The following is a 26,024-nucleotide window of genomic DNA, read 5'->3' on the forward strand; positions in this document are numbered from 1 at the left end:
CTAGCGGTTTTTCGCTTTTTCCATCATGGCGCGAATATTGGCGATGCTGGCCTGCCCTTTGTGCATCCGCTCTTCGGCGGTGATGACCTTACGTTCCTGCTCCCAGCGCACATCATCCTGAGGTAACTCCAGCAGGAAACGGCTCGGCTCCGGGCGTACCAGCTCTCCATACTGGCGCCGCTCCTTACACAGCGTAAATGTCAGCTCTTTTTGCGCCCGCGTGATGCCCACATAGGCCAGACGACGCTCTTCATCGACGTTGTCTTCATCAATGCTGCTCTGGTGCGGCAGTAAGCCCTCTTCCATACCCACCAGATAGACATACGGGAACTCCAGCCCTTTCGAGGCATGCAGGGTCATCAGCTGCACCTGATCCGCCTCCTCTTCGCTTTCACCACGCTCCATCATATCGCGCAGGGTAAAGCGGGTAACCACCTGGGTCAGGGTCATCGGTTCATCGATCTCCGTCCCTTCCAGCATCTCAGTCATCCAGGTGAAAAGCTGGTTGACGTTCTTCATCCGCATCTCGGCCGCTTTCGGGCTGGCGGAAGTTTCATACAGCCAGGATTCATAGTCGATGCCGCGGATCAGATCCCGCACCGCATTAATCGGCTCCCGCTCGCTGAGCTGCTGGATCTCGCGCAGCCAGTGGGTAAAGCGGGTCAGCGATTCATAGCCACGCCCGGTTAAGGTCTGGCTCAGACCCATATCGAAACTGGCCGTTAACAGGCTCTTGTTGCGGGTCATCGCCCACTCGCCCAGTTTTTGCAGTGTCGCCGGGCCAATCTCGCGCTTCGGCGTATTGACGATCCGCAGGAAAGCACTGTCATCGTCCGGGTTGGTCAGTACCCGCAGGTAGGCGAGCAGATCCTTGATTTCCGGGCGCGAGAAGAACGAGGTTCCGCCGGAAATTTTGTACGGGATGCGGTTCTGCATCAGCATCTTTTCAAAGACGCGCGACTGGTGATTTCCGCGATAGAGAATGGCGTAATCTTTGTAGTTGGTTTTGTTCACGAAGTGATGGGCAATCAGTTCGCCCGCCACGCGCTCGGCTTCGTGATCTTCATTGTTGGCGCTGAGCACCTTCAGCTCCGTGCCGTATCCCAGTTCGGAAAAGAGGCGTTTTTCAAACACATGTGGGTTATTGGCGATCAGGATGTTGGCCGCCTTCAGAATACGCCCGGATGAGCGGTAGTTCTGCTCCAGCTTGATCACCTGCAGCGCCGGGAAGTCCTTACTGAGCAGGACCAGGTTCTGTGGACGAGCGCCGCGCCAGGAGTAGATCGACTGGTCATCGTCACCCACCACGGTGAAACGCGCCCGCTGACCCACCAGCAGTTTCACCAGCTCGTACTGGCTGGTGTTGGTGTCCTGATATTCATCCACCAGCAGGTAGCGGATCTTGTTCTGCCAGCGCTCACGCACCTCTTCATTGCTTTGCAGCAGCAGCGTGGGCAGCAGGATCAGGTCGTCAAAGTCGAGCACGTTGCAGGCTTTGAGATGATCGTTATACAGGCTGTAGCAGTGGGCGAAGATCCGATCCCGCTCCCCTTTGGCGCTTGCGGCGGCCTGGGCAGGGCTCATCAGATCGTTTTTCCAGTTTGAGATCGTGGAGATCAACTGCTGCAGCACCACTTTGTCATCTTCGATCAGCCCTTCGGTCAGCTCCTTGAGCAATGCCACCTGATCGGTATCGTCAAACAGCGAGAAGTTGGCTTTCATCCCCAACGCCGCATATTCGCGCTTTATGATATCCAGCCCCAGGGTATGGAAGGTGGAGATCATCAGGCCGCGGGCCTCTTTGCGCCCTAACGTCTGCCCGACACGCTCTTTCATCTCGCGCGCCGCTTTGTTGGTAAAGGTCACCGCGGCGATGTGGCGTGCCTGATAGCCGCAGCCGCGGATCAGGTGGGCGATTTTGTTGGTGATGACGCGGGTTTTACCGGAACCCGCCCCTGCCAGCACCAGGCATGGTCCAGTAACGAATTCGACCGCTTGTTGTTGTCCAGGGTTTAAACGCATGGGAATATTGCTCAATCTTCGAACGGGGTGGGGATTGTAGCAGAAAGCCGGGCGCAGATTTACCGGCTAATGATAAAGTGAACAAAACGCGATTAACCCCGAGAGCAGAACCATGAAAAAGAGCGCAGCGGCCCTGCACATTCTGGTAAAAGAAGAGAAGCTGGCGCAGGAGATCCTTGCCAAACTGGAACGCGGCATCAGCTTCGATCATCTGGCGAAGCGCTACTCTAAATGTCCCTCCGGGCGCAACGGCGGCGATTTAGGGGAATTTAAGCAGGGTGTGATGGTGGGCCCTTTCGATGAGGCGGTTTTTAGCTGCCCGCTGCTAAAACCCTGCGGCCCGGTCAAAACGAAGTATGGCTACCATATCATTAAGGTGCTGTATCGCCGCTAACGCGTGGTATATTGCGCCCCGATTTAACTCAACCCTTCAAGGCACGATCATGGCAAAAACAGCAGCAGCACTGCATATTCTTGTTAAAGAAGAGAAACTGGCTCTGGATCTTCTGGAGCAGATTAAAAACGGCGCCGACTTCGGCAAGCTGGCGAAGAAGCACTCTATTTGCCCGTCAGGCAAACGCGGCGGCGATCTGGGTGAATTCCGCCAGGGTCAGATGGTTCCGGCGTTCGATAAAGTGGTCTTCTCCTGCCCGGTGCTGGAGCCAACCGGCCCGCTGCACACTCAGTTCGGTTACCACGTTATTAAAGTGCTGTACCGCAGATAAAAAGCCGGGTGGCGGCTTCGCCTTACCCGGCCTACTTGATACAGCTTTGTAGGTCGGGTAAGCACAGCGCCACCCGACATGAGGTTTTAGCCTGCTACTGCGATACGTTTCATATCGGTCATATAGCCACGCAGTTTGTGACCTACTTTCTCGATCTCGTGGCTGCGAATCGCTTCGTTCACGTCACGCAGTTGGGCATTATCTACCGCACCTTCGGCAATCGCTTTGCCCAGATCGCCTGGCTGCAGGGTGGTCATGAACTCTTTCAGCAGCGGTACGCAGGCATAAGAGAACAGGTAGTTACCGTATTCAGCGGTATCGGAGATAACCACGTTCATCTCATACAGACGCTTACGGGCGATGGTGTTCGCAATCAGCGGCAGCTCGTGCAGGGATTCATAGTAAGCAGACTCTTCGATGATGCCGGAATCCACCATGGTTTCGAACGCCAGCTCAACGCCCGCTTTCACCATCGCAATCATCAGAACGCCTTTATCGAAGTACTCCTGCTCGCCGATTTTGCCTTCATACTGCTCAGCGGTCTCAAACGCGGTCTTACCGGTCTCTTCGCGCCAGGTCAGCAGTTTCTTATCGTCGTTGGCCCAGTCAGCCATCATGCCGGAAGAGAACTCGCCGGAGATGATGTCGTCCATATGTTTCTGGAACAGCGGTGCCATGATGGTTTTCAGCTGCTCGGACAGGGCGAAGGCACGCAGTTTCGCCGGGTTAGACAGGCGATCCATCATCAGGGTGATGCCGCCCTGCTTCAGCGCTTCGGTGATGGTTTCCCAGCCGAACTGAATCAGTTTTTCCGCGTATGCCGGGTCAGTACCCTCTTCCACCAGCTTATCGAAGCAGAGCAGAGAACCGGCCTGCAGCATGCCGCACAGGATAGTCTGCTCGCCCATCAGGTCAGACTTCACTTCGGCCACGAAGGAGGATTCCAGCACGCCCGCACGGTGGCCGCCGGTAGCTGCTGCCCATGCTTTGGCGATCGCCATCCCTTCGCCTTTCGGATCGTTTTCCGGGTGAACCGCGATCAGGGTCGGCACACCGAAACCACGCTTGTACTCTTCACGCACTTCGGTACCCGGGCATTTTGGCGCCACCATCACGACGGTGATGTCTTTACGGATCTGCTCGCCCACTTCAACGATGTTGAAGCCGTGGGAATAACCCAGCGCCGCGCCATCTTTCATCATAGGCTGTACGGAACGCACAACGTCAGAGTGCTGTTTGTCTGGCGTCAGGTTAACAACCAGATCTGCCTGTGGGATCAGCTCTTCGTAGGTACCCACTTTGAAGCCGTTTTCGGTCGCTTTGCGCCAGGAAGCACGCTTCTCAGCAATCGCTTCTTTACGCAGGGCGTAAGAGATATCCAGGCCGGAGTCGCGCATGTTCAGGCCCTGGTTCAGACCCTGTGCGCCACAGCCGACGATGACCACTTTCTTACCCTGAAGGTAGCTTGCGCCATCGGCAAATTCATCGCGCGCCATAAAGCGGCATTTGCCCAGCTGCGCCAGCTGCTGGCGCAGGTTCAGTGTGTTGAAGTAGTTAGCCATGGTGATACCTCGTGATGTTGTGTGTCTTATTGTTAGGTTCGCTGTTCAGCGAGAATGTACCCACATTACAACAGGAAATTTATTGCGGAAATTGATATATTCACAACGTCACGTTGCAATATTTGCAATGTAAAAAGGGGGAGTGGAATCGGTGGATTTACGCGATCTAAAAATGTTTTTGCATCTGGCGGAAAGCCGCCATTTTGGCCGCAGCGCGCGGGCGATGCATGTCAGCCCCTCCACGCTTTCCCGCCAGATCCAGCGTCTGGAAGAGGATCTCGGCCAGCCGCTGTTTGTGCGTGATAACCGCACGGTGACGCTCACCGAAGCGGGGGAAGAGTTGCGTACGTTTGCCCAACAGACGTTATTGCAGTATCAGCAGCTGCGCCACACCATCGACCAGCAGGGGCCGTCGCTCTCCGGTGAACTGCATATTTTCTGTTCCGTCACGGCCGCCTATAGCCATCTTCCCCCCATTCTTGACCGCTTCCGCGCGGAGCATCCCTCGGTTGAAATTAAACTCACCACCGGCGATGCCGCCGATGCGATGGAAAAGGTGGTGACGGGTGAAGCGGATCTGGCCATTGCCGGCAAACCGGAAACCCTGCCGGGGGCGGTGGCCTTCTCAATGCTGGAAAATCTGGCCGTAGTGCTGATCGCTCCGGCGCTGCCCTGCCCGGTGCGCAACCAGGTGTCGGTGGAGAAGCCCGACTGGTCAACGGTGCCCTTTATCATGGCCGATCAGGGGCCGGTGCGTCGTCGCATTGAGCTGTGGTTCCGTCGTCAGAAAATCAGCAACCCTTCCATCTATGCGACAGTGGGCGGCCATGAGGCGATGGTCTCAATGGTGGCGCTCGGCTGCGGCGTGGCGCTGCTGCCGGAAGTGGTGCTGGAGAACAGTCCGGAGCCGGTGCGCAATCGCGTGATGATTCTGGAGCGCAGCGACGAGAAAACGCCGTTTGAGCTTGGCGTCTGCGCACAAAAAAAGCGGCTGCATGAGCCGCTTATTGATGCGTTCTGGAAGATATTGCCCAACCACTAGCCCGCCAGGAAGAAACGGAACGCCGGGTTGTCGGTTTCGTCATGACACTCGTAGCCCAGTTCGTTCAGCCGCGTTTCGAAATCCGGCTCGTGCTCGCCCAGTTCAAACGCCGCCAGTACCCTACCGTAGTCGGTGCCGTGGCTGCGGTAGTGGAACAGGGAGATGTTCCAGTGCGTGCCCAGGGTATGCAGGAACTTCAGCAGCGCACCCGGCGACTCCGGAAACTCAAAGCTGAACAGACGCTCCCGTAACGGTTTAGACGGACGCCCGCCCACCATGTAGCGCACGTGCAGCTTCGCCATTTCATCATCAGAGAGATCCACCACGCTGTAGCCACCGTCATGCAGCAGGCTGAGGATCTCTTTGCGCTCTTCCAGACCGCGGCTTAAACGCACCCCAACAAAAATGCAGGCATCTTTAGCATCGGCAAAACGGTAGTTGAACTCGGTTACCGAACGGCCGCCCAGCAGCTGGCAGAACTTGAGGAAGCTGCCCTTCTCTTCCGGGATGGTCACTGCCAGCAGCGCTTCACGCTGTTCACCCAGCTCGCAGCGCTCGGAAACGTAGCGCAGGCCGTGGAAGTTGACGTTAGCGCCGGAAAGGACATGGGCCAGACGCTCGCCGCGAATATTGTGCTGGGCGATATATTTTTTCATCCCCGCCAGCGCCAGCGCGCCGGACGGCTCTGCCACCGCGCGCACATCCTCGAAGAGATCTTTCATCGCTGCGCAAATCGCATCGCTGTCGACAGTGATGATGTCGTCGAGATACTCCCGGCAGACGCGGAAGGTCTCATCCCCGATGCGTTTCACCGCCACACCCTCGGCAAACAACCCAACGCGCGGGAGATCGACCGGATGCCCGGCATCCAGCGCCGCCTTCAGGCAGGCAGAATCTTCCGCTTCCACGGCAATCACTTTGATCTGCGGCATCAGCTGTTTGATGAGTACCGCCACGCCCGCCGCCAGGCCACCGCCGCCGACCGGAACAAACACCCGGTCAAGATGGGCATCCTGCTGCAGCAGTTCCAGCGCCAGGGTACCCTGCCCGGCAATCACCATCGGGTGATCGAACGGCGGCACCCAGGTGAAGCCCTGCTGCTGCGCCAGCTCAATGGCTTTGGCTTTCGCTTCGTCAAAATTGGCGCCGTGGAGCAGCACTTCACCGCCAAATCCCCGCACCGCATCGACTTTGATATCCGCCGTGGCAACCGGCATTACGATCAGCGCTTTTAACCCCAGACGCGCAGACGAGAACGCCACGCCCTGGGCATGGTTGCCCGCAGACGCCGTGATCACCCCACGCGCTTTTTGCTCATCGTTCAGCCCGGCCATCATCGCGTAAGCGCCGCGCAGCTTAAAGCTGTGTACCGGCTGACGGTCTTCACGTTTTACCAGAATGACGTTATCGAGGCGCGCCGAGAGCTTGTCCATTTTTTGCAGCGGCGTGACCTGCACCGCTTCATAAACCGGCGCGCGTAGTACCGCCCTGAGATATTCCGCCCCCTCGGGGGCGGCGGATAAGGGTTGGGATTCGGCCATCATTAGCCCCCAAGTTTAGATTTATCGCGCACTGCGCCTTTATCTGCACTGGTCGCGAGGGTCGCATATGCGCGCAGGGCGAAGGAGACTTCACGCTGGCGATCTTTCGGCGTCCAGGCTTTATCCCCACGCGCTTCCTGTGCTTCGCGGCGGGCTGCAATTTCCTGGTCGCTCAGTTTCAGCTGAATACCGCGATTCGGAATATCGATTTCAATCAGGTCGCCATCTTCGATGATCGCGATGTTGCCGCCGCTGGCCGCTTCCGGCGAAACATGGCCAATAGAGAGACCGGAGGTGCCGCCGGAGAAGCGACCGTCGGTGATCAGCGCACAGGCTTTACCGAGGCCCATCGATTTCAGGAAGGTGGTCGGGTAGAGCATCTCCTGCATTCCAGGCCCGCCTTTCGGCCCTTCGTAGCGGATCACCACGACATCGCCTTCAACCACTTTGCCGCCGAGGATCGCTTCTACCGCCTCATCCTGGCTCTCGTAGACTTTTGCCGGACCGGTAAATTTCAGAATGCTGTCATCAACGCCTGCGGTTTTAACGATACAGCCGTTTTCCGCAAAGTTGCCGTACAGAACCGCCAGGCCACCATCTTTGCTGTAGGCATGTTCCAGCGAGCGGATACAACCCTCTGCGCGATCGTCATCCAGGCTGTCCCAGCGACAATCCTGCGAGAACGCCTGGGTGGTACGGATACCGGCCGGACCGGCGCGGAACATTTTTTTCACTGACTCATCTTTGGTCAGCATCACGTCATACTGATCCAGCGCCTGCGGCAGCGTCAGGCCCAGCACGTTTTTCACATCGCGGTTCATCAACCCGGCGCGATCCAGCTCACCGAGGATCCCCAGCACGCCACCGGCACGGTGAACATCTTCCATGTGATATTTCTGCGTGCTTGGCGCAACCTTACACAGCTGCGGCACTTTGCGGGAGAGCTTGTCGATATCACTCATGGTGAAATCGATCTCCGCTTCCTGCGCGGCGGCCAGCAGGTGCAGAACGGTGTTAGTGGAACCGCCCATAGCGATATCCAGCGTCATGGCGTTTTCAAATGCCGCTTTGCTGGCGATATTGCGGGGCAGCGCGCTGGCATCGTCCTGCTCGTAGTAGCGTTTGGTCAGCTCAACGATGCGTTTACCGGCATTGATAAACAGCTCCTTACGATCGGCGTGGGTCGCCAGCAGCGAGCCGTTACCCGGCTGAGATAAGCCCAGCGCTTCGGTCAGACAGTTCATCGAGTTGGCGGTGAACATCCCGGAGCAGGAGCCGCAGGTCGGGCATGCTGAACGTTCAACCTGTTCGCTCTGCTCGTCGGAGACTTTCGGGTCCGCGCCCTGAATCATCGCGTCAACCAGGTCGAGCTTGATGATCTTATCGGAGAGCTTGGTTTTACCCGCTTCCATTGGGCCGCCGGAGACGAAGATCACCGGAATGTTCAGGCGCAGGGAGGCCATCAGCATCCCCGGGGTGATTTTGTCGCAGTTAGAGATACAGACCATGGCATCGGCACAGTGGGCGTTCACCATGTACTCCACCGAGTCGGCAATCAGCTCGCGCGACGGCAGTGAATAGAGCATGCCCCCGTGCCCCATTGCGATCCCGTCATCCACGGCGATGGTGTTGAACTCTTTTGCCACGCCGCCGGAGGCTTCAATCTGCTCGGCAACCAGCTTCCCGAGGTCGCGCAGGTGCACGTGGCCCGGCACAAACTGAGTAAAAGAGTTGACCACGGCGATAATCGGTTTCCCGAAGTCGGCATCGGTCATTCCGGTAGCGCGCCACAGCGCGCGGGCACCCGCCATATTGCGGCCGTGAGTGGTGGTGGCGGAACGGTACTTAGGCATGCGTTGTTTACTCCCGTCTATCTGGTAAATGGGACGGTGCGTGCCGTCCCATATTTATGCTTATGGATTAACCTGGTCCAACCAACCCCATTTATCTTCGGTTTCGCCGGTGAAGAGGCCGAAGAAGGCTTCCTGGATACGTTTAGTGACCGGACCACGGCGGCCTTCACCGACCTGGATGCCGTCGACGCTGCGTACCGGGGTGATCTCTGCTGCGGTACCGGACATGAACACTTCATCGGCCAGATACAGTGATTCACGGGACAGCACCTGCTCGCGCACTTCAATGCCCAGATCCTGCGCCAGTTTGATAATGGCGTCGCGGGTGATCCCCGGCAGGGCGGAAGAGGTGAATGGCGGGGTGAAGAGGACGCCATCTTTCACTTCAAACAGGTTCTCACCCGCACCTTCAGAGATATAGCCGTTCACATCCAGGGCGATACCTTCCTGATAACCGTGACGGCGCGCTTCGCTGCCTACCAGCAGGGAGGAGAGATAGTTACCGCCCGCTTTGGCTGCGGTCGGGATAGTGTTTGGCGCCACACGGTTCCAGGAGGAGACCATCGCATCGATCCCCTGTTCCAGCGCTTCGGCGCCCAGGTATGCTCCCCACGGGAACGCGGCGATGATCACATCGGTGGTGTAACCGGCTGGCGGGTTGACGCCCATACCCACATCACCCACGAAAACCAGCGGACGAATATAGGCGCTGGTCAGGTTGTTTTTACGCAGCACCGCGCGGCAAGCTTCCATCAGCTCGTCGACGCTCTGAGAAACAGGGAAGCGATAAATTTTGGCTGAATCACGCAGACGTTGCATGTGTTCACGATGACGGAACACCACCGGGCCTTTGTGTGAGTCGTAGCAACGGATACCTTCAAATACAGAAGTACCGTAGTGAAGCGCATGGGACATCACGTGGACTTTAGCGTCCTCCCAGCGAACCATCTCACCATTGGACCAAATGAAATCAGCTTTTTTCGTCGTCATTTTTCTTCCTTTGCGCTCAGGCGCGAATTTGTTGTGTTTGTGATGAAGCGGCACGCTGCTGGATATCAACCCGGGCGACGTCGACAAGTTTGCTCAACTGGCTAAACAGTAATTCGACGGGGCGCTGACTGGCAACGGTCAATTCAATATTTATGTTCTGCGCGTCGGTGGCGGTTTCCATGTTCATCGAACAGATCTGGAACCCACGATGGCGCACCACGCGCAATACACGTTCTAACGTTTCCGGGTTGAAGCGAGCCTGAACGGCGACCTGATGTTGCATCATGATAATTTCTCCAGCATTTGTGAGTTACTGGCGCCGGGCGGCACCAACGGCCAGACATTCTCAAGCTCGTCGATTGAGACATGAAGCAGGTAAGGCCCCTTGCTGGACAACATTTCATCAAGTGCCGCTTCAACCTGGTCTTTACGGGTGATGTGCTGGCCAGGGATGCCGAAGGCGCTGGCCAGAACGAGGAAATCGGGGTTATCGGTCAGGGTGGTTTCGCTGTAACGCTCCTGGAAAAAGAGCTGCTGCCACTGGCGAACCATGCCCAAACGTTGGTTATCCAGCAGCACGATCTTCACCGGCAACTGCTTACGCTTGATGGTGCCGAGCTCCTGTACGTTCATCATGAAGGAGCCGTCACCGGAGATGCAGATGACCGTATCGTCCGGGCGCGCTACCTGCGCCCCAACGGCGGCAGGCAGACCAAAGCCCATCGTGCCTAAGCCGCTGGACGTGATGAAATTTTCCGGGCGCGTGTAGGTCATGTGCTGGGCTGACCACATCTGGTGCTGGCCCACGTCGGTGGTGACTACGCTGTCGGCTGGCTTACGATCCGACAGCTGTTTCAGCAGCAGCGGCGCATAGATAGCGTCACCCGGATGGTCATAGCGCCAGGCATGTTCGCGGCGCATCGCTGCCGCATGCTGACGCCAGGCGTCAATCGCTAATGGCTGTTGCAACGCAGGCAACAGCGCGTTGAGATCCCCTTGCAAAGCCACATGCGCCTGACGGAGCTTATTCATCTCTGCCGGATCGATATCCATATGAATAACTTTTGCATTCGGCGCGAAGGTATTCAGCTTGCCGGTGACACGATCGTCAAAGCGCGCGCCCACAGCGATCAACAGGTCGCACTCCTGCACCGCAAGGTTGGCCGCTTTCGTGCCGTGCATCCCCAACATACCCAGATAGTACGGGTAGTCGGCATCCACCGCGCCCAGCCCTTTCAGTGTGCAGGTCGCGGGCATTTGGGTAACCGCGATAAATTCACGCAGGGCTGGAACGGCCTGCGCCATCCCAACGCCGCCGCCTACGTAGAGGATCGGTTTTTGCGCGTGGGTCAGCATCTGGCTCGCTTCATCTGCTTCGGTATGCGGGAAATCATCGGCGTTCTCAACGGTAGAGAAGTGAGGCTCCAGCTCGCCCAGCGCAACCTGGATATCTTTAGGAATATCAACCAGAACCGGACCAGGACGGCCTGAGTTTGCCACCTCAAATGCCTCCGCCATGACGCGAGGCAGCTCTTCGAGTGACTGGACGAGGAAGCTGTGTTTCGTACACGCCAGTGACAAACCGAGAACGTCCACTTCCTGGAAAGCATCGGTGCCGATGAAGGGAGAGGCAACCTGACCGGTGATGGCCACAACGGGAACGGAATCGAGCAGTGCGTCAGCCAGACCGGTGATGAGGTTGGTCGCGCCCGGGCCAGAGGTCGCCATACAGACGCCAGTTTTCCCCGTAGCACGCGCATAACCGATGGCCGCCATTGCTGCGCCCTGCTCGTGTCGGCACAACAGATGTTCCACGCCGCCGTCATACAGAGCATCGTAAATCGGCATAATTGCACCACCCGGGTAACCGAATACTGTCTCGACTCCCTGCGCTCGCAACGCATGTACTACCCATTGTGCGCCATTCATAGTTACTTCCCCGTCGTAAATCGGGAGAAACAGAATTTTATGCTGTTACTCATCCTCTGCTCCTCGCTTATGTTTTAAGGTCATAAAAAAACCCCCGGACCTTTCGGTGCGGGGGTCTTAGTTCGTTAAGGCTTGATTATTAAGCCTTTCCTCGTCCAAGTGCAGCCCCGCACGGTGGGATAATAATCACCACCACGCTAATCACGACCAGGCTAATCACTCGTAGAAGGGCTGTCATTTGCTGTTCTTTTTGCATCTTGTTCGAAGGAATACCTAAAGAGTTATCACAGATATCGAATCAAACACAACATTTTTTTATAATTCATTTGCTTATTACGCTAATAGTTTAGATAAAAATCATTGTTTTTTATGACAAAAATAGAAAATGAATTATTTTCATTTTTTCCTGGGCAATGAGGGTGAGAAGACAAGCTTATTACCCTTTTGCGAGCAGGCCTCCATGGTGATGAAAACATTACAATTAAGGGAAAATATTCATGAACAGGCCACGTAAAAACGCGAACTGACGGTAAAAATCGCGTCGGACAGATGACATAGTGGCACGACAAGGAGGCCATTTATGTCATTGTCGGTTGTCTATACCCGCGCTGCATTAGGCGTTGAAGCACCGCTTATTTGCGTAGAAGTTCATCTCAGTAATGGCCTGCCTGGCCTGACGCTGGTCGGCTTGCCCGAAACTACCGTTAAGGAGGCCAGAGACCGGGTACGCAGCGCGATCATCAATAGTGGTTATACCTTCCCGGCCAAAAAGATCACCATCAATCTGGCCCCAGCCGATCTCCCTAAGGAAGGGGGACGATACGATTTACCTATCGCCATCGCGCTTCTCGTCGCCTCTGAGCAGCTCTCCTCCTCCAGGATAAGCGCATATGAGTTTGTGGGTGAGCTGGCGCTTACAGGCGCGTTAAGAGGGGTTCCTGGCGCGATATCTGGCGCTCTGGCGGCTATACGCGCCGGGAGAGAGATTATCGTCGCCAGAGATAATGCTGCTGAAGTCAGCCTTATTGAAGAAAAAGGCTGCCTGGTTGCTGAACACCTCCAGGAAGTATGCGCTTTTCTTGAGGGATGTCATGAGCTGGCCGCGCCCGTTGGGGAGCCGTTTGTTGCCGAACATAACGAGTGTGACATCAGCGATATCATCGGCCAGGAACAGGGTAAGAGGGCGCTGGAGATCACCGCAGCTGGTGCGCATAACCTGCTGCTCATTGGCCCACCCGGCACCGGCAAAACCATGCTCGCGAGCCGGCTCAACACTCTGCTGCCGCCACTCAGTAACCATGAGGCGCTGGAAAGCGCGGCTATCGTAAGCCTGGTCAGCGCCACATCAATGTATAAACAATGGCGTCAGCGCCCTTTCCGGGCCCCGCATCATAGTGCCTCGCTGGTAGCCATGGTGGGTGGAGGTGCAATCCCCGCGCCGGGAGAGATCTCACTGGCACATAATGGCATTCTGTTTCTGGACGAATTGCCCGAGTTTGAGCGTCGCGTGCTGGACGCCTTACGCGAGCCCATTGAATCCGGGCAAATTAATATCTACCGCACGCGCGCAAAGATCAGTTATCCGGCACGCTTCCAGCTTATCGCCGCCATGAACCCCAGCCCAACGGGGCACTATCAAGGCAATCATAATCGCTGCTCGCCCGAGCAGACGCTCCGCTATCTGGGTCGCTTGTCCGGGCCATTCCTCGACCGCTTCGATCTATCGCTCGAGATCCCACTCCCGCCGCCAGGCTTACTAAGCCAGGCGCATAAAACGGGGGAATCAAGCCTCACCGTGCGAAACCGAGTGATTGCCGCACAGGAGAGGCAGCTGGCAAGGCAGAAGAAACGTAACGCGCATCTGGATAACGCTGAGATCCGCACTTTTTGCCGGCTAGCGGCAGATGACGCGCTGTGGCTGGAGGAGACACTTACCCATTTTGGTCTGTCAGTACGTGCGTGGCAGCGGTTGTTAAAAGTTGCCCGTACTATTGCCGATCTGGAGGAGTGTGAAAATATTGAACGCAGGCATCTACAGGAAGCGCTGAGCTATCGCGCTATTGACCGCCTGCTGCTACACCTGCAAAAGATGCTGGCATAAAAAAAGGGGCCTTAGCCCCTTTTTATTAATCGTCTGAATCGGTGTAGTCTTCCGCACCTTCCATCTGTGGTTTACCACCAGACAGAGTATGGAAACGCTTTGGACGCTTGATACGCGCCATATATTTGATCCATACGCGCTCCGCTTCCGTTACTGGCTCGCGCTCGCCACGGCAGACGGCAACAAATGATTTTTCGTCTTCAGTGGAGGGTTCACGTTTTCCCAAATCCAGTTCATTGAAGGCATAACCATGGCGCTCAAGCAGTTGTGCCTCTTTGATGGTGAAATCACCATGGCGAGAAAATCCGCGTGGATAATTTTTGTTGTCGAAAAAACGATTAGTCGTCGTAAAGCTTTCCGCCATCCTACACGCTCCTATATCTTTGGCCGAGCTATTTATGGCGCGGAGTATTAGTTACGCTTGACAGAGCGTCAAACAAAACATTTAAATCATAACGACAAATAATTTTGCGGAGAATACCGTGGATACGGAATTGCTAAAAACTTTTCTCGAAGTGAGCAGAACTCGCCACTTTGGGCGCGCCGCAGAAGCGCTTTATCTGACGCAGTCGGCAGTGAGCTTTCGTATTCGACAGCTTGAAAATCAGCTCGGTGTAAACCTTTTCACCCGCCATCGCAACAACATCCGCTTAACGCCAGCGGGAGAGAAACTTCTGCCGTATGCCGAAACGCTCATGAACACCTGGCAGGCGGCACGTAAAGAGGTTGCTCATACCTCAAAGCATAATGAGTTCTCTATCGGTGCCAGCGCCTCGCTATGGGAGTGCATGCTTAGCCCGTGGCTGAGTCGGCTATATCGCTCTCACGGGCATCTGCAGTTTGAGGCGCGTATTGCGCAACGGCAGTCGCTGGTTAAGCAACTGCATGAAAGACAACTGGATCTTCTGATCACTACCGAAGCACCAAAAATGGATGAATTTAGCAGCCAGGTTCTCGGCCAGTTCAGTCTGGGACTCTATGCGGCGGAACCTTCCGCTCTGAAAAGCGACCTGAATTATCTGCGCCTTGAATGGGGCCCCGATTTCCAGCCGCATGAGGCGGGGTTGATTGCAGCGGACGATGTTCCAGTCCTGACAACCAGTTCTGCTGAAATAGCCTGCCAACAACTCGCAGCGCTTAAAGGTTGTACCTGGCTGCCACAACGCTGGGCCAGTAATAAACCAGGCCTGTATGCGGTCACCGATTCAGCCCTGCTCCAGAGGCCGCTATACGCTATCTGGCTTCAGAACAGTGACAAACAGGGGCAGATCAAAGATCTACTTAAAATCAGCGTGATGGAGTGAATCAGCCTGTTGCAGGGACGCAATTAAAGGCTTAAAGAGGGGAAAGTTGAAATATTACAGGCAAAAAAAAATCCTTCGCCGAAGCAAAGGATTCTTTATATGGCAGGGGCGGAGAGACTCGAACTCGCGACACCCGGTTTTGGAGACCGGTGCTCTACCAACTGAGCTACGCCCCTAAATTTCTTACTACTAAGCCTGCTAATGTAGCAGACTTAGTTTAAATAAGTGGCGGAACGGACGGGACTCGAACCCGCGACCCCCTGCGTGACAGGCAGGTATTCTAACCGACTGAACTACCGCTCCACCGAATACTTCTACAACTACCGGTTTATTGCCCCGGTTTACTACGTAATTTGATGCCTGGCAGTTCCCTACTCTCGCATGGGGAGACCCCACACTACCATCGGCGCTACGGCGTTTCACTTCTGAGTTCGGCATGGGGTCAGGTGGGACCACCGCGCTACAGCCGCCAGGCAAATTCTGTAATCTGTATCAGCTGAAAATCTTCTCAAATCCACCGAAACAGCTTCGGCGTTGTAAGGTTAAGCCTCACGGTTCATTAGTACCGGTTAGCTCAACGCATCGCTGCGCTTACACACCCGGCCTATCAACGTCGTCGTCTTCAACGTTCCTTCAGGACCCTCAAAGGGTCAGGGAGAACTCATCTCGGGGCAAGTTTCGTGCTTAGATGCTTTCAGCACTTATCTCTTCCGCATTTAGCTACCGGGCAGTGCCATTGGCATGACAACCCGAACACCAGTGATGCGTCCACTCCGGTCCTCTCGTACTAGGAGCAGCCCCCCTCAATTCTCCAGCGCCCACGGCAGATAGGGACCGAACTGTCTCACGACGTTCTAAACCCAGCTCGCGTACCACTTTAAATGGCGAACAGCCATACCCTTGGGACCTACTTCAGCCCCAGGATGTGATGAGCCGACATCGAGGTGCCAAACACCGCCGTCGATATGAACTCTTGGGCGGTATCAGCCTGTTATCCCCGGAGTACCTTTTATCCGTTGAGCGATGGCCCTTCCATACAGAACCACCGGATCACTATGACCTGCTTTCGCACCTGCTCGAGCCGTCACTCTCGCAGTCAAGCCAGCTTATGCCATTGCACTAACCTCCTGATGTCCGACCAGGATTAGCTGACCTTCGTGCTCCTCCGTTACTCTTTAGGAGGAGACCGCCCCAGTCAAACTACCCACCAGACACTGTCCGCAACCCGGGTAACGGGTCTACGTTAGAACACCAGCCATTAAAGGGTGGTATTTCAAGGACGGCTCCACGCAGACTGGCGTCCACGCTTCAAAGCCTCCCACCTATCCTACACATCAAGGACCAGTGTTCAGTGTCAAGCTATAGTAAAGGTTCACGGGGTCTTTCCGTCTTGCCGCGGGTACACTGCATCTTCACAGCGATTTCAATTTCACTGAGTCTCGGGTGGAGACAGCCTGGCCATCATTACGCCATTCGTGCAGGTCGGAACTTACCCGACAAGGAATTTCGCTACCTTAGGACCGTTATAGTTACGGCCGCCGTTTACCGGGGCTTCGATCAAGAGCTTCGCGTTGCCGCTGACCCCATCAATTAACCTTCCGGCACCGGGCAGGCGTCACACCGTATACGTCCACTTTCGTGTTTGCACAGTGCTGTGTTTTTAATAAACAGTTGCAGCCAGCTGGTATCTTCGACTGATTTCAGCTCCACCCGCAGGGGCTTCACCTACATATCAGCGTGCCTTCTCCCGAAGTTACGGCACCATTTTGCCTAGTTCCTTCACCCGAGTTCTCTCAAGCGCCTTGGTATTCTCTACCTGACCACCTGTGTCGGTTTGGGGTACGATTTGATGTTACCTGATGCTTAGAGGCTTTTCCTGGAAGCAGGGCATTTGTTACTTCAGCACCGTAGTGCCTCGTCATCACACCTCAGCGTTAACAAGGTACCGGATTTACCTGGAACCTCCGCCTACATGCTTAAACCGGGACAACCGTCGCCCGGCCAACATAGCCTTCTCCGTCCCCCCTTCGCAGTAACACCGAGTACAGGAATATTAACCTGTTTCCCATCGACTACGCCTTTCGGCCTCGCCTTAGGGGTCGACTCACCCTGCCCCGATTAACGTTGGACAGGAACCCTTGGTCTTCCGGCGAGCGGGCTTTTCACCCGCTTTATCGTTACTTATGTCAGCATTCGCACTTCTGATACCTCCAGCATGCCTCACAGCACACCTTCGCAGGCTTACAGAACGCTCCCCTACCCAACAACACATAAGTGTCGCTGCCGCAGCTTCGGTGCATGGTTTAGCCCCGTTACATCTTCCGCGCAGGCCGACTCGACCAGTGAGCTATTACGCTTTCTTTAAATGATGGCTGCTTCTAAGCCAACATCCTGGCTGTCTGTGCCTTCCCACATCGTTTCCCACTTAACCATGACTTTGGGACCTTAGCTGGCGGTCTGGGTTGTTTCCCTCTTCACGACGGACGTTAGCACCCGCCGTGTGTCTCCCGTGATAACATTCTCCGGTATTCGCAGTTTGCATCGGGTTGGTAAGCCGGGATGGCCCCCTAGCCGAAACAGTGCTCTACCCCCGGAGATGAATTCACGAGGCGCTACCTAAATAGCTTTCGGGGAGAACCAGCTATCTCCCGGTTTGATTGGCCTTTCACCCCCAGCCACAGGTCATCCGCTAATTTTTCAACATTAGTCGGTTCGGTCCTCCAGTTAGTGTTACCCAACCTTCAACCTGCCCATGGCTAGATCACCGGGTTTCGGGTCTATACCCTGCAACTTAACGCCCAGTTAAGACTCGGTTTCCCTTCGGCTCCCCTATACGGTTAACCTTGCTACAGAATATAAGTCGCTGACCCATTATACAAAAGGTACGCAGTCACACCCGAAGGTGCTCCCACTGCTTGTACGTACACGGTTTCAGGTTCTTTTTCACTCCCCTCGCCGGGGTTCTTTTCGCCTTTCCCTCACGGTACTGGTTCACTATCGGTCAGTCAGGAGTATTTAGCCTTGGAGGATGGTCCCCCCATATTCAGACAGGATACCACGTGTCCCGCCCTACTCTTCGAGTTCACAGCCTGTGTGCTTTCGTGTACGGGAGTATCACCCTGTACCCTGCGACTTTCCAGACGCTTCCACTAACACACAAGCTGATTCAGACTCCGGGCTGCTCCCCGTTCGCTCGCCGCTACTGGGGGAATCTCGGTTGATTTCTTTTCCTCGGGGTACTTAGATGTTTCAGTTCCCCCGGTTCGCCTCGTTAACCTATGTATTCAGCTAACGATAGTGCAACGAATTGCACTGGGTTTCCCCATTCGGACATCGCCGGGTCAAGGGTTCATATCACCTCGCCGGCGCTTTTCGCAGATTAGCACGTCCTTCATCGCCTCTGACTGCCAGGGCATCCACCGTGTACGCTTAGTCGCTTAACCTCACAACCCGAAGCTGTTTCACTTCGTGTTGTGAAAATTTGAGAGACTCGAACACACCGCATTTCTGTTCTTATTACGGAGAACAGACACAGTGTGTCGTTTCAATTTTCAGCTTGATCCAGATTTTTAAAGAGCAAATATCTCAAACATGACTCTGAAGTCATGTTTTGAGATACTGATTGGTTGTGCCTTTCACTCACACCCAGCAAGTGGCGTCCCCTAGGGGATTCGAACCCCTGTTGCCGCCGTGAAAGGGCGGAGTCCTAACCGCTAGACGAAGGGGACACGAGGTGTCACGACTTCGCAGCCGTCTTGCTTTCTACTTTCTATCAGACAATCTGTGTGAGCACTGCAAAGGCAGGTTCTTTAAGGTAAGGAGGTGATCCAACCGCAGGTTCCCCTACGGTTACCTTGTTACGACTTCACCCCAGTCATGAATCACAAAGTGGTAAGCGCCCTCCCGAAGGTTAAGCTACCTACTTCTTTTGCAACCCACTCCCATGGTGTGACGGGCGGTGTGTACAAGGCCCGGGAACGTATTCACCGTAGCATTCTGATCTACGATTACTAGCGATTCCGACTTCATGGAGTCGAGTTGCAGACTCCAATCCGGACTACGACGCACTTTATGAGGTCCGCTTGCTCTCGCGAGGTCGCTTCTCTTTGTATGCGCCATTGTAGCACGTGTGTAGCCCTACTCGTAAGGGCCATGATGACTTGACGTCATCCCCACCTTCCTCCAGTTTATCACTGGCAGTCTCCTTTGAGTTCCCGGCCGGACCGCTGGCAACAAAGGATAAGGGTTGCGCTCGTTGCGGGACTTAACCCAACATTTCACAACACGAGCTGACGACAGCCATGCAGCACCTGTCTCAGAGTTCCCGAAGGCACCAAGCCATCTCTGGCAAGTTCTCTGGATGTCAAGAGTAGGTAAGGTTCTTCGCGTTGCATCGAATTAAACCACATGCTCCACCGCTTGTGCGGGCCCCCGTCAATTCATTTGAGTTTTAACCTTGCGGCCGTACTCCCCAGGCGGTCGACTTAACGCGTTAGCTCCGGAAGCCACGCCTCAAGGGCACAACCTCCAAGTCGACATCGTTTACGGCGTGGACTACCAGGGTATCTAATCCTGTTTGCTCCCCACGCTTTCGCACCTGAGCGTCAGTCTTTGTCCAGGGGGCCGCCTTCGCCACCGGTATTCCTCCAGATCTCTACGCATTTCACCGCTACACCTGGAATTCTACCCCCCTCTACAAGACTCAAGCCTGCCAGTTTCAAATGCAGTTCCCAGGTTGAGCCCGGGGATTTCACATCTGACTTAACAGACCGCCTGCGTGCGCTTTACGCCCAGTAATTCCGATTAACGCTTGCACCCTCCGTATTACCGCGGCTGCTGGCACGGAGTTAGCCGGTGCTTCTTCTGCGAGTAACGTCAATCACTGTGGTTATTAACCACAATGCCTTCCTCCTCGCTGAAAGTACTTTACAACCCGAAGGCCTTCTTCATACACGCGGCATGGCTGCATCAGGCTTGCGCCCATTGTGCAATATTCCCCACTGCTGCCTCCCGTAGGAGTCTGGACCGTGTCTCAGTTCCAGTGTGGCTGGTCATCCTCTCAGACCAGCTAGGGATCGTCGCCTAGGTGAGCCATTACCCCACCTACTAGCTAATCCCATCTGGGCACATCCGATGGCAAGAGGCCCGAAGGTCCCCCTCTTTGGTCTTGCGACATTATGCGGTATTAGCTACCGTTTCCAGTAGTTATCCCCCTCCATCAGGCAGTTTCCCAGACATTACTCACCCGTCCGCCACTCGTCACCCGAGAGCAAGCTCTCTGTGCTACCGTTCGACTTGCATGTGTTAGGCCTGCCGCCAGCGTTCAATCTGAGCCATGATCAAACTCTTCAATTTAAGTTTGATGCTCGTGAATTAAACTTCGTAATGAATTACGTGTTCACTCAGAGACTTGGTATTCATTTTTCGTCCGAGGACGTTAAGAATCCATGTCACTTTGAGTGCCCACACAGATTGTCTGATAAATTGTTAAAGAGCAGTGCAACGCGGCTTTCGCTCACCGTTGCGAGGTCCCGTATATTACGTTTTCCTCATTCAGAGTCAAGCGATTATTTCGCGCTTTTCTCTGCCGGGTATTCATCGCTGAACCCCGCTGACCCGGCGGCTTGCGTGCCGTTGTTCCGTGTCAGTGGAGGCGCATTATAGGGAGTTCTCCGGCGCTGACAAGAGCTAATTTAAAAAAACTTTTCAACTGTCTTTTTTTTGCGCAAAAACGTGCTACACCGCTAGTTTTTCGAGCGTTTCGAAGCCATAACGATGTAAAACGGGTAAAAGCTGCTCAGTCTCAGCGGTCAATGCCATGCAATAAGCGATATTTGCGTCGGCAGATTTTGCGTCTGGCGCTTCATGTTCAAGTAGCCACGCTGTGCGACGGGCAATCGCTGCCCCTGAATCCACCAGCCGGGTGCCTTCCGGAAGTACGGCCAGCAGCTCTTCCTGTAGCAAAGGGAAATGCGTGCAACCCAGCACCACCGTATCCGGCGGCTCCGCCATCCGCAGCCATGGACGCAGAATACGGCGCAGCTCTTCCAGCGAGACCGCTTTGCCGTGCAGTTTAGCTTCCGCCATCTCAACCAGCTCGGCAGAACCTAACATCGCAATCTGGCATTCATTTGCGAAGCGTTCGATCAGTTCGCGGGTATAAGGCCGCTTAACCGTACCGCGCGTTGCCAGAAGCCCCACCACGCCATTTGCCGTCAGGCGCGCAGCAGGTTTGATCGCCGGCACCACGCCCACAACCGGGAACGGGAACTTTTCGCGTAGTGCCGGGAGGGAGACCGTACTGGCGGTGTTGCAGGCAATCACCGCCAGTGCGAGGGGATACTGCTGTTGCACAGCGGTAACGATCTCAACGACGCGTTCAACAATAAACGCTTCGCTCTTTTCCCCGTAGGGGAAAGCCACGTTATCGAAGGCATAGATGTAATGAAGATCCGGCAGAAGTTGCCGAATCTCATCATAGACTGAAAGCCCACCGACACCGGAGTCAAACACCAGTACGGTGGGACGTGGGTCAGAAGGTGTAGCTGCCAGACAAGGTGTATTCCCGTCCTGCAGTTTCGTAGCCATAAACTGTCTCGTAGTCTTTATCGAACAGGTTGGCTATTTTACCACGAACTGTAAGGTGAGAGGTGACAGGATATGAAACAGCGAGATCCCACAAACTTACCCCACCCATTTTCACTCGCTCTGAGGTGAACGTATCAGGATCGTACGCTACATCATAACGGGTACCCAGGTAGCGGTAGGCCAGATTCCAGTCGAGATCCCACACCTGCGTATCCAGCTGATACTTCACCTGCTGCTTCGAACGGCGGGCAAGCACTTCGTTCGTTTTGGCATTGCGCGGATCCACGTAGTCATAAGAAATCTGATGGCCTACCGGGCCAGTATCAAACTGCGCCGTGGCTTCAATACCTTTGATACGTGCTTTATCAACGTTGTAGTAGCGGAACGTACGCGGGTCGCTGCTGATCAGGTTGTCGATATCGTTACGATAACCCGATACACGCCAGGTCACCGGGCCGGTCAGCCCCTCGAAACCGCCTTCCCACTGCTTGCTCTCTTCCGGTTTCAGATCCGGGTTGCCGTAGCTCGCACTGTGGATTTGGCTCATGGTCGGTGCTTTATAGGCGGTGCCGTAGGACGCGATGATGCGATAACCGTCAATGAACTCCCATCCGGCGCTGGTCTGCCAGGTGTTATGGTTACCAAAGTTAGAGTTGTCATCATTACGCGCGGCCGCTTCCAGGGTCACGCTATCGAACTGCTGCAGGGCGGACAGGAATACCCCAGTGTTGCGCTGCTCATAGCCTTTATCCAGATAACCCGTTCCCGCCTGGGTTTTTTGCTTCTGCCAGTCCAGACCGGCGCCGATATTGCCGTGGCCCACCGTGACGGTGTTCATCCACTGGGCCGTGTACTGCTTAACGTCATCCATGGTAGCAGAGGAAGCATAGCGGCCTTTGCTCGGATCGTAGTTCTGGTCTTTACTGCGACCGTAACCGGTCACCAGTTGTGTCTGGTAGATCCCCTGGTTATAGCGCAGGCCGGTGTCCCAGTTCTGGCTGTAAAGCTGACGGGTATCAGGCAGGCCATCGACCATAAAGTTGTTGTCATAATGCTCATAGCCGTCATACGCGGTGCGGTTGTCGTAGCCGAGGCCACGCACGAAACCGCTCAGGCTGTCAGTGAATTGCTGCTCAACCGAGCCAAACAGCGACTTACTCATAAAACCGTCACGGTCGGGCTGGCGTGGCGCATCCGCCGCATCAATATCAAAGCCGCGGGTATAGGTATAGTTACCGCCCAGGGTAATTTTGGTTTTATCCAGCACCTGCTGGAAGGAACCATCATAGGATTGATAGCCTTTCGAGCCGACGCTGGCGGTGATTTCCGCCCCTGGCGTGTCCCGACCCGTAATGATGTTAATCACGCCGCCAATCGCATCTGAACCATACAGGGCCGAACGCGGGCCACGGATGTATTCAACACGCTGAATAAGCGAAACGGGGATTTGGCTGAGATCCGGTGAATTACTGATCCCGGCGTTATTCAGTGGAATGCCATCAATCAGCACCAGCACATGGCGGGATTCCGTGCCGCGAATAAAGGTAGAAGAGGTGGCACCTATTCCACCGCTTTGGGCGATATCAACGCCCGGTAAGCGCGACATCACTTCAACGACGCTTTTAGCCTGCCAACGCTCGATATCTTCCCGGGTAACGACAGAACTCGGAGCCAGAACGGTATTTGCAGGTTGTGCAACACGGTTTGCCGTCACCACCAACGAGTCTGCGCCATCCTGCGCCCAGCCCGAAAATGCCGTGACGGAAAGCGCCGTCAACAGCGATACTTTTTTAATCATTGTAAAAGCATCCACAATATAAGAAGGATGCCGCAGGCCTCATCGATAGCACGCGATGATGAAACCAAATGCGACGTGATCCCGGCAGGTCTTCGGGCTAGGTGGCGTTTAGTGGATGTAGACTTCCCATTTTCACAGTGTCTGTTAACTCATCCCGCCAGTCTTTACCGCTGCGCGTCAGCTCCAGATTTGCACTGGATTCCCTTTTCACTCATAAGAGACCGGAAACATAATGCTACATTTAGACACGTATAGATGTCCAGACTGCCGTTGACCATTAAGGCTGGACATCCCCTGTACAATCCCTACAATCCCCGCGTAATTCATCATCAACAGGAAGCATCATGACTCCAGAACACCTCCCGACAGAACAGTACGACGCGCAACTGGCAGAGAAAGTCGTCCGTCTGCAAAGTATGATGACGCCTTTTGCTGCGCCTGCGCCTGAGGTGTTCCGCTCCCCGGTTAGCCACTATCGTATGCGTGCCGAATTCCGCATCTGGCACGACGGCGACGACCTGTACCACATCATTTTCGATCAGCAGACCAAAAGCCGGATCCGCGTGGACAGTTTCCCGGCGGCCAGCGAGCTGATTAACCAGTTGATGACGCTGATGATGGATGGCGTGCGCAATAATCCGCTGCTGCGCCATAAGCTCTTCCAGATTGACTACCTGACCACCCAAAGCAATCAGGCCATCGTCTCGCTGCTGTACCATAAGGCGTTGAACGACGAGTGGCGCCAGGCCGCAGAAGCCCTGCGTGATGCGCTGCGCGCGCAGAACATCAATGTGCATCTGATTGGCCGCGCGACCAAAACCAAAATCGCGCTGGATCAGGACTATATAGACGAGCGCCTGCAGGTGGCGGGGAAAGAGATGATCTACCGCCAGGTGGAGAACAGCTTTACGCAGCCGAACGCTGCCATGAACGTGCAGATGCTGGAGTGGGCGCTGAACGCCACCGAGGGCGCAACCGGGGATCTGCTGGAGCTGTACTGCGGTAACGGCAACTTCTCGCTGGCGCTGGCGCGTAACTTCGACCGCGTACTGGCCACCGAAATCGCCAAGCCGTCGGTCGCCGCCGCGCAATACAACATTGCAGCGAACCATATTGATAATGTGCAGATCATTCGCATGTCGGCGGAAGAGTTTACTCAGGCGATGAAGGGCGTAAGGGACTTTAATCGTCTGCAGGGGATCGATCTGAAGAGCTACCAGTGTGAGACCATTTTCGTCGACCCGCCACGTAGTGGGCTGGACAGCGAAACGGAGAAGATGGTGCAGGCGTACCCGCGTATTTTGTATATCTCCTGTAATCCGGAGACCTTGTGCCAGAACCTGGAAACATTAAGCCAGACGCACAAGGTTGAACGTCTGGCTCTGTTCGATCAGTTCCCGTACACGCACCATATGGAGTGCGGGGTGCTACTGACGGCTAAAAACGCATAGGCCGGATAAACGAAGCGCCATCCGGCGCTTTTTGGCAGGTGGCGCTGCGCTTACCTGCCCTACAGAACAGCAAGATGATTACTCTGGCAGCTGCTGCTTACGGTTACGCATTTTAATGCCAATCCAGAACACCAGCGCCACTGACAGCACAGCCGGCAGGAAGTTAGAGCCAATGTCCGGATACTCTGCGCGCACCACGGTGCTATACAGCAGGACGCCCAGCACAAAGAACGCCGCCGACAATGCCGGTAACCCCACCGGCATGGTGCGATTCTGATAACGCTGATGCAGACAGTACACCGTCAGCACCAGAGAGATCATCGGGAAAACCGAGAACGGTACAATAGAGCTAAAAAGCGCTGCGAACGTACCGTTAATGGATAAGCCAGCGATCAATGCCAGCAATAATGTTCCTTTATCCTGTCCTGTCTGTTTCATTACTCACCTTTCACTCATCGGATTGATGCGCCAGTTTTTCTTGTTCACGGCGATACCAGTAATAAGCCCCTTTAGAGATCATCCGCAGTTGCAATACCAGTCGCTCTTCGAGTTGCTTGCGTTGTTCAACGCTCACATCCAGTGCTTCGGCGCCCGCACTGAAGACTATTGTTACCATCGCCTCGGCCTGCGCCTCAGTGAAGGCGCGCGGCATATGGTTTTCGAGTTCAAGATAGTCGGCAAGTTCCGCAATAAAATGCTGAATCTCGCGGGCCACGGCGGCACGAAACGCGGCCGAGGTGCCTGAGCGTTCCCGTAACAATAAACGAAACGCGTTGGGATTATTGCCGATAAACTCCATAAAAGTGGAAACAGAGGTGCGGATCACGCTCCCCCCTTTGGCGATACGCTGACGCGCCTGGCGCATTAGCTGGCGCAGCATCAGCCCGCTCTCATCCACCATGGTCAGACCCAGTTCATCCACGTCACGGAAATGACGATAGAAAGAGGTAGGCGCAATCCCGGCTTCGCGTGCGACCTCGCGCAGGCTCAGACTGGCAAAACTTCGCTCAGCACTCAGTTGACTGAATGCAGCCTCTACCAGCGAACGCCGGGTTTTCTCTTTTTGTTGTGCTCTTACGCCCATCACGATAGTTGAATCCTTCCAAAGGCCCGCAGGC

The 26,024-nt window shown here is 55.2% G+C and carries 20 protein-coding genes, 3 tRNA genes, 3 rRNA genes and 1 riboswitch; of the genes, 6 read left to right on the forward strand and 20 right to left on the reverse strand.

Going from position 1 to position 26,024, the window contains the following annotated elements; genetic code table 11:
* The gene (gene rep, locus GNG29_RS22205; protein ID WP_103177468.1) at positions 1–2,022 is read right to left on the reverse strand and encodes a DNA helicase Rep; all 2,022 of its coding nucleotides are present in this window, start codon (positions 2,020–2,022) and stop codon (positions 1–3) included.
* A 112-nt stretch (positions 2,023–2,134) separates the two neighbouring features.
* Between rep and ppiC (GNG29_RS22210) the strand changes: the two genes are divergently transcribed.
* Positions 2,135–2,416 (forward strand): peptidylprolyl isomerase PpiC, encoded by a 282-nt coding sequence (gene ppiC / locus GNG29_RS22210; RefSeq protein WP_103177469.1) that lies wholly within the window; start codon positions 2,135–2,137, stop codon positions 2,414–2,416.
* 49 nt (positions 2,417–2,465) lie between these two features.
* Entirely contained in the window at positions 2,466–2,747 is a 282-nt protein-coding gene (gene ppiC, locus GNG29_RS22215) for a peptidylprolyl isomerase PpiC (protein WP_156655361.1), read from the forward strand.
* An 86-nt stretch (positions 2,748–2,833) separates the two neighbouring features.
* Here the strand turns inward: ppiC (GNG29_RS22215) and ilvC are convergent, their stop codons facing one another.
* The gene (gene ilvC, locus GNG29_RS22220) at positions 2,834–4,309 is read right to left on the reverse strand and encodes a ketol-acid reductoisomerase (protein ID WP_156655362.1); all 1,476 of its coding nucleotides are present in this window, start codon (positions 4,307–4,309) and stop codon (positions 2,834–2,836) included.
* Between the two features lie 151 nt (positions 4,310–4,460).
* Between ilvC and ilvY the strand changes: the two genes are divergently transcribed.
* Positions 4,461–5,351 (forward strand): HTH-type transcriptional activator IlvY, encoded by an 891-nt coding sequence (gene ilvY / locus GNG29_RS22225; RefSeq protein WP_103181002.1) that lies wholly within the window; start codon positions 4,461–4,463, stop codon positions 5,349–5,351.
* On the opposite strand, the gene ilvA is transcribed toward ilvY, so the two are convergent.
* The 7 genes from ilvA to ilvL all read right to left on the reverse strand — a co-directional run bounded on the left by ilvA (position 5,348) and on the right by ilvL (position 11,902).
* Positions 5,348–6,892 (reverse strand): threonine ammonia-lyase, biosynthetic, encoded by a 1,545-nt coding sequence (gene ilvA / locus GNG29_RS22230; RefSeq protein ID WP_156655519.1) that lies wholly within the window; start codon positions 6,890–6,892, stop codon positions 5,348–5,350. The genes ilvY and ilvA overlap by 4 nt on opposite strands.
* A gap of 2 nt (positions 6,893–6,894) precedes the next feature.
* Entirely contained in the window at positions 6,895–8,745 is a 1,851-nt protein-coding gene (gene ilvD, locus GNG29_RS22235) for a dihydroxy-acid dehydratase (protein ID WP_103177471.1), read from the reverse strand.
* A gap of 60 nt (positions 8,746–8,805) precedes the next feature.
* A complete protein-coding gene (gene ilvE, locus GNG29_RS22240; RefSeq protein WP_103177472.1) occupies positions 8,806–9,735 on the reverse strand; it encodes a branched-chain-amino-acid transaminase in 930 nt (309 codons plus the stop codon).
* Positions 9,736–9,751: 16 nt separating this feature from the next.
* Positions 9,752–10,021, reverse strand: coding sequence for an acetolactate synthase 2 small subunit (gene ilvM, locus GNG29_RS22245; protein WP_103177473.1), 270 nt, complete (start codon positions 10,019–10,021; stop codon positions 9,752–9,754).
* The gene (gene ilvG, locus GNG29_RS22250) at positions 10,018–11,664 is read right to left on the reverse strand and encodes an acetolactate synthase 2 catalytic subunit (protein WP_156655363.1); all 1,647 of its coding nucleotides are present in this window, start codon (positions 11,662–11,664) and stop codon (positions 10,018–10,020) included. Before ilvG ends, ilvM begins: the two co-directional genes overlap by 4 nt.
* Positions 11,665–11,666: 2 nt before the next feature.
* Positions 11,667–11,717, reverse strand: coding sequence for a peptide IlvX (gene ilvX, locus GNG29_RS23235; protein ID WP_197090613.1), 51 nt, complete (start codon positions 11,715–11,717; stop codon positions 11,667–11,669).
* 86 nt (positions 11,718–11,803) lie between these two features.
* A complete protein-coding gene (ilvL, locus tag GNG29_RS22255) occupies positions 11,804–11,902 on the reverse strand; it encodes an ilv operon leader peptide (protein ID WP_001311244.1) in 99 nt (32 codons plus the stop codon).
* A 342-nt stretch (positions 11,903–12,244) separates the two neighbouring features.
* Here ilvL and GNG29_RS22260 point away from each other — a divergent pair, with 342 nt between their 5' ends.
* Entirely contained in the window at positions 12,245–13,765 is a 1,521-nt protein-coding gene (locus tag GNG29_RS22260) for a YifB family Mg chelatase-like AAA ATPase (protein WP_156655364.1), read from the forward strand.
* Positions 13,766–13,790: 25 nt separating this feature from the next.
* Here GNG29_RS22260 and GNG29_RS22265 read toward each other — a convergent pair whose 3' ends face one another.
* Positions 13,791–14,129 carry a DUF413 domain-containing protein gene (locus GNG29_RS22265; RefSeq protein WP_039031246.1) on the reverse strand — a complete coding sequence of 113 codons (339 nt, stop codon included), beginning with the start codon at positions 14,127–14,129 and terminating at the stop codon, positions 13,791–13,793.
* 118 nt (positions 14,130–14,247) lie between these two features.
* On the opposite strand from GNG29_RS22265, the gene hdfR reads away from it, so the two are divergent.
* Positions 14,248–15,069, forward strand: a complete 822-nt coding sequence (gene hdfR, locus GNG29_RS22270) for an HTH-type transcriptional regulator HdfR (protein ID WP_156655365.1) — start codon at positions 14,248–14,250, stop codon at positions 15,067–15,069.
* A 100-nt stretch (positions 15,070–15,169) separates the two neighbouring features.
* Here the strand turns inward: hdfR and GNG29_RS22275 are convergent.
* The 8 genes from GNG29_RS22275 to btuB all read right to left on the reverse strand — a co-directional run bounded on the left by GNG29_RS22275 (position 15,170) and on the right by btuB (position 23,455).
* Positions 15,170–15,245, reverse strand: a tRNA-Trp gene (locus GNG29_RS22275).
* A gap of 50 nt (positions 15,246–15,295) precedes the next feature.
* A tRNA-Asp gene (locus GNG29_RS22280) sits at positions 15,296–15,372 on the reverse strand.
* A gap of 55 nt (positions 15,373–15,427) precedes the next feature.
* Positions 15,428–15,543: ribosomal RNA gene (gene rrf, locus GNG29_RS22285) — 5S ribosomal RNA — on the reverse strand.
* 64 nt (positions 15,544–15,607) lie between these two features.
* Positions 15,608–18,512, reverse strand: a 23S ribosomal RNA gene (locus GNG29_RS22290).
* Positions 18,513–18,722: 210 nt separating this feature from the next.
* A tRNA-Glu gene (locus GNG29_RS22295) sits at positions 18,723–18,797 on the reverse strand.
* Between the two features lie 87 nt (positions 18,798–18,884).
* Positions 18,885–20,424: ribosomal RNA gene (locus tag GNG29_RS22300) — 16S ribosomal RNA — on the reverse strand.
* Together the 16S, 23S and 5S rRNA genes with 3 tRNA genes alongside form the textbook arrangement of a ribosomal RNA operon.
* A gap of 381 nt (positions 20,425–20,805) precedes the next feature.
* Complete coding sequence (murI, locus tag GNG29_RS22305) at positions 20,806–21,657, reverse strand: glutamate racemase (RefSeq protein ID WP_103177477.1); 852 nt, start codon at positions 21,655–21,657, stop codon at positions 20,806–20,808.
* A complete protein-coding gene (btuB, locus tag GNG29_RS22310) occupies positions 21,602–23,455 on the reverse strand; it encodes a TonB-dependent vitamin B12 receptor BtuB (protein ID WP_103177478.1) in 1,854 nt (617 codons plus the stop codon). The genes murI and btuB overlap by 56 nt, the downstream gene beginning before the upstream one ends.
* 65 nt (positions 23,456–23,520) lie before the next feature.
* Positions 23,521–23,696, reverse strand: a riboswitch (cobalamin riboswitch).
* Positions 23,697–23,799: 103 nt separating this feature from the next.
* Between btuB and trmA the strand changes: the two genes are divergently transcribed.
* Positions 23,800–24,906, forward strand: a complete 1,107-nt coding sequence (gene trmA, locus GNG29_RS22315) for a tRNA (uridine(54)-C5)-methyltransferase TrmA (RefSeq protein ID WP_156655366.1) — start codon at positions 23,800–23,802, stop codon at positions 24,904–24,906.
* 78 nt (positions 24,907–24,984) lie between these two features.
* Here trmA and GNG29_RS22320 read toward each other — a convergent pair whose 3' ends face one another.
* Both GNG29_RS22320 and fabR read right to left on the reverse strand, forming a co-directional pair.
* The gene (locus tag GNG29_RS22320) at positions 24,985–25,344 is read right to left on the reverse strand and encodes a YijD family membrane protein (protein WP_103177480.1); all 360 of its coding nucleotides are present in this window, start codon (positions 25,342–25,344) and stop codon (positions 24,985–24,987) included.
* A gap of 10 nt (positions 25,345–25,354) precedes the next feature.
* Positions 25,355–25,993 carry an HTH-type transcriptional repressor FabR gene (gene fabR, locus GNG29_RS22325; RefSeq protein ID WP_032615233.1) on the reverse strand — a complete coding sequence of 213 codons (639 nt, stop codon included), beginning with the start codon at positions 25,991–25,993 and terminating at the stop codon, positions 25,355–25,357.
* Positions 25,994–26,024 lie beyond the last annotated feature (31 nt).

It is taken from the genome of Leclercia sp. Colony189, from assembly GCF_009740165.1.
GTDB lineage: Bacteria > Pseudomonadota > Gammaproteobacteria > Enterobacterales > Enterobacteriaceae > Enterobacter.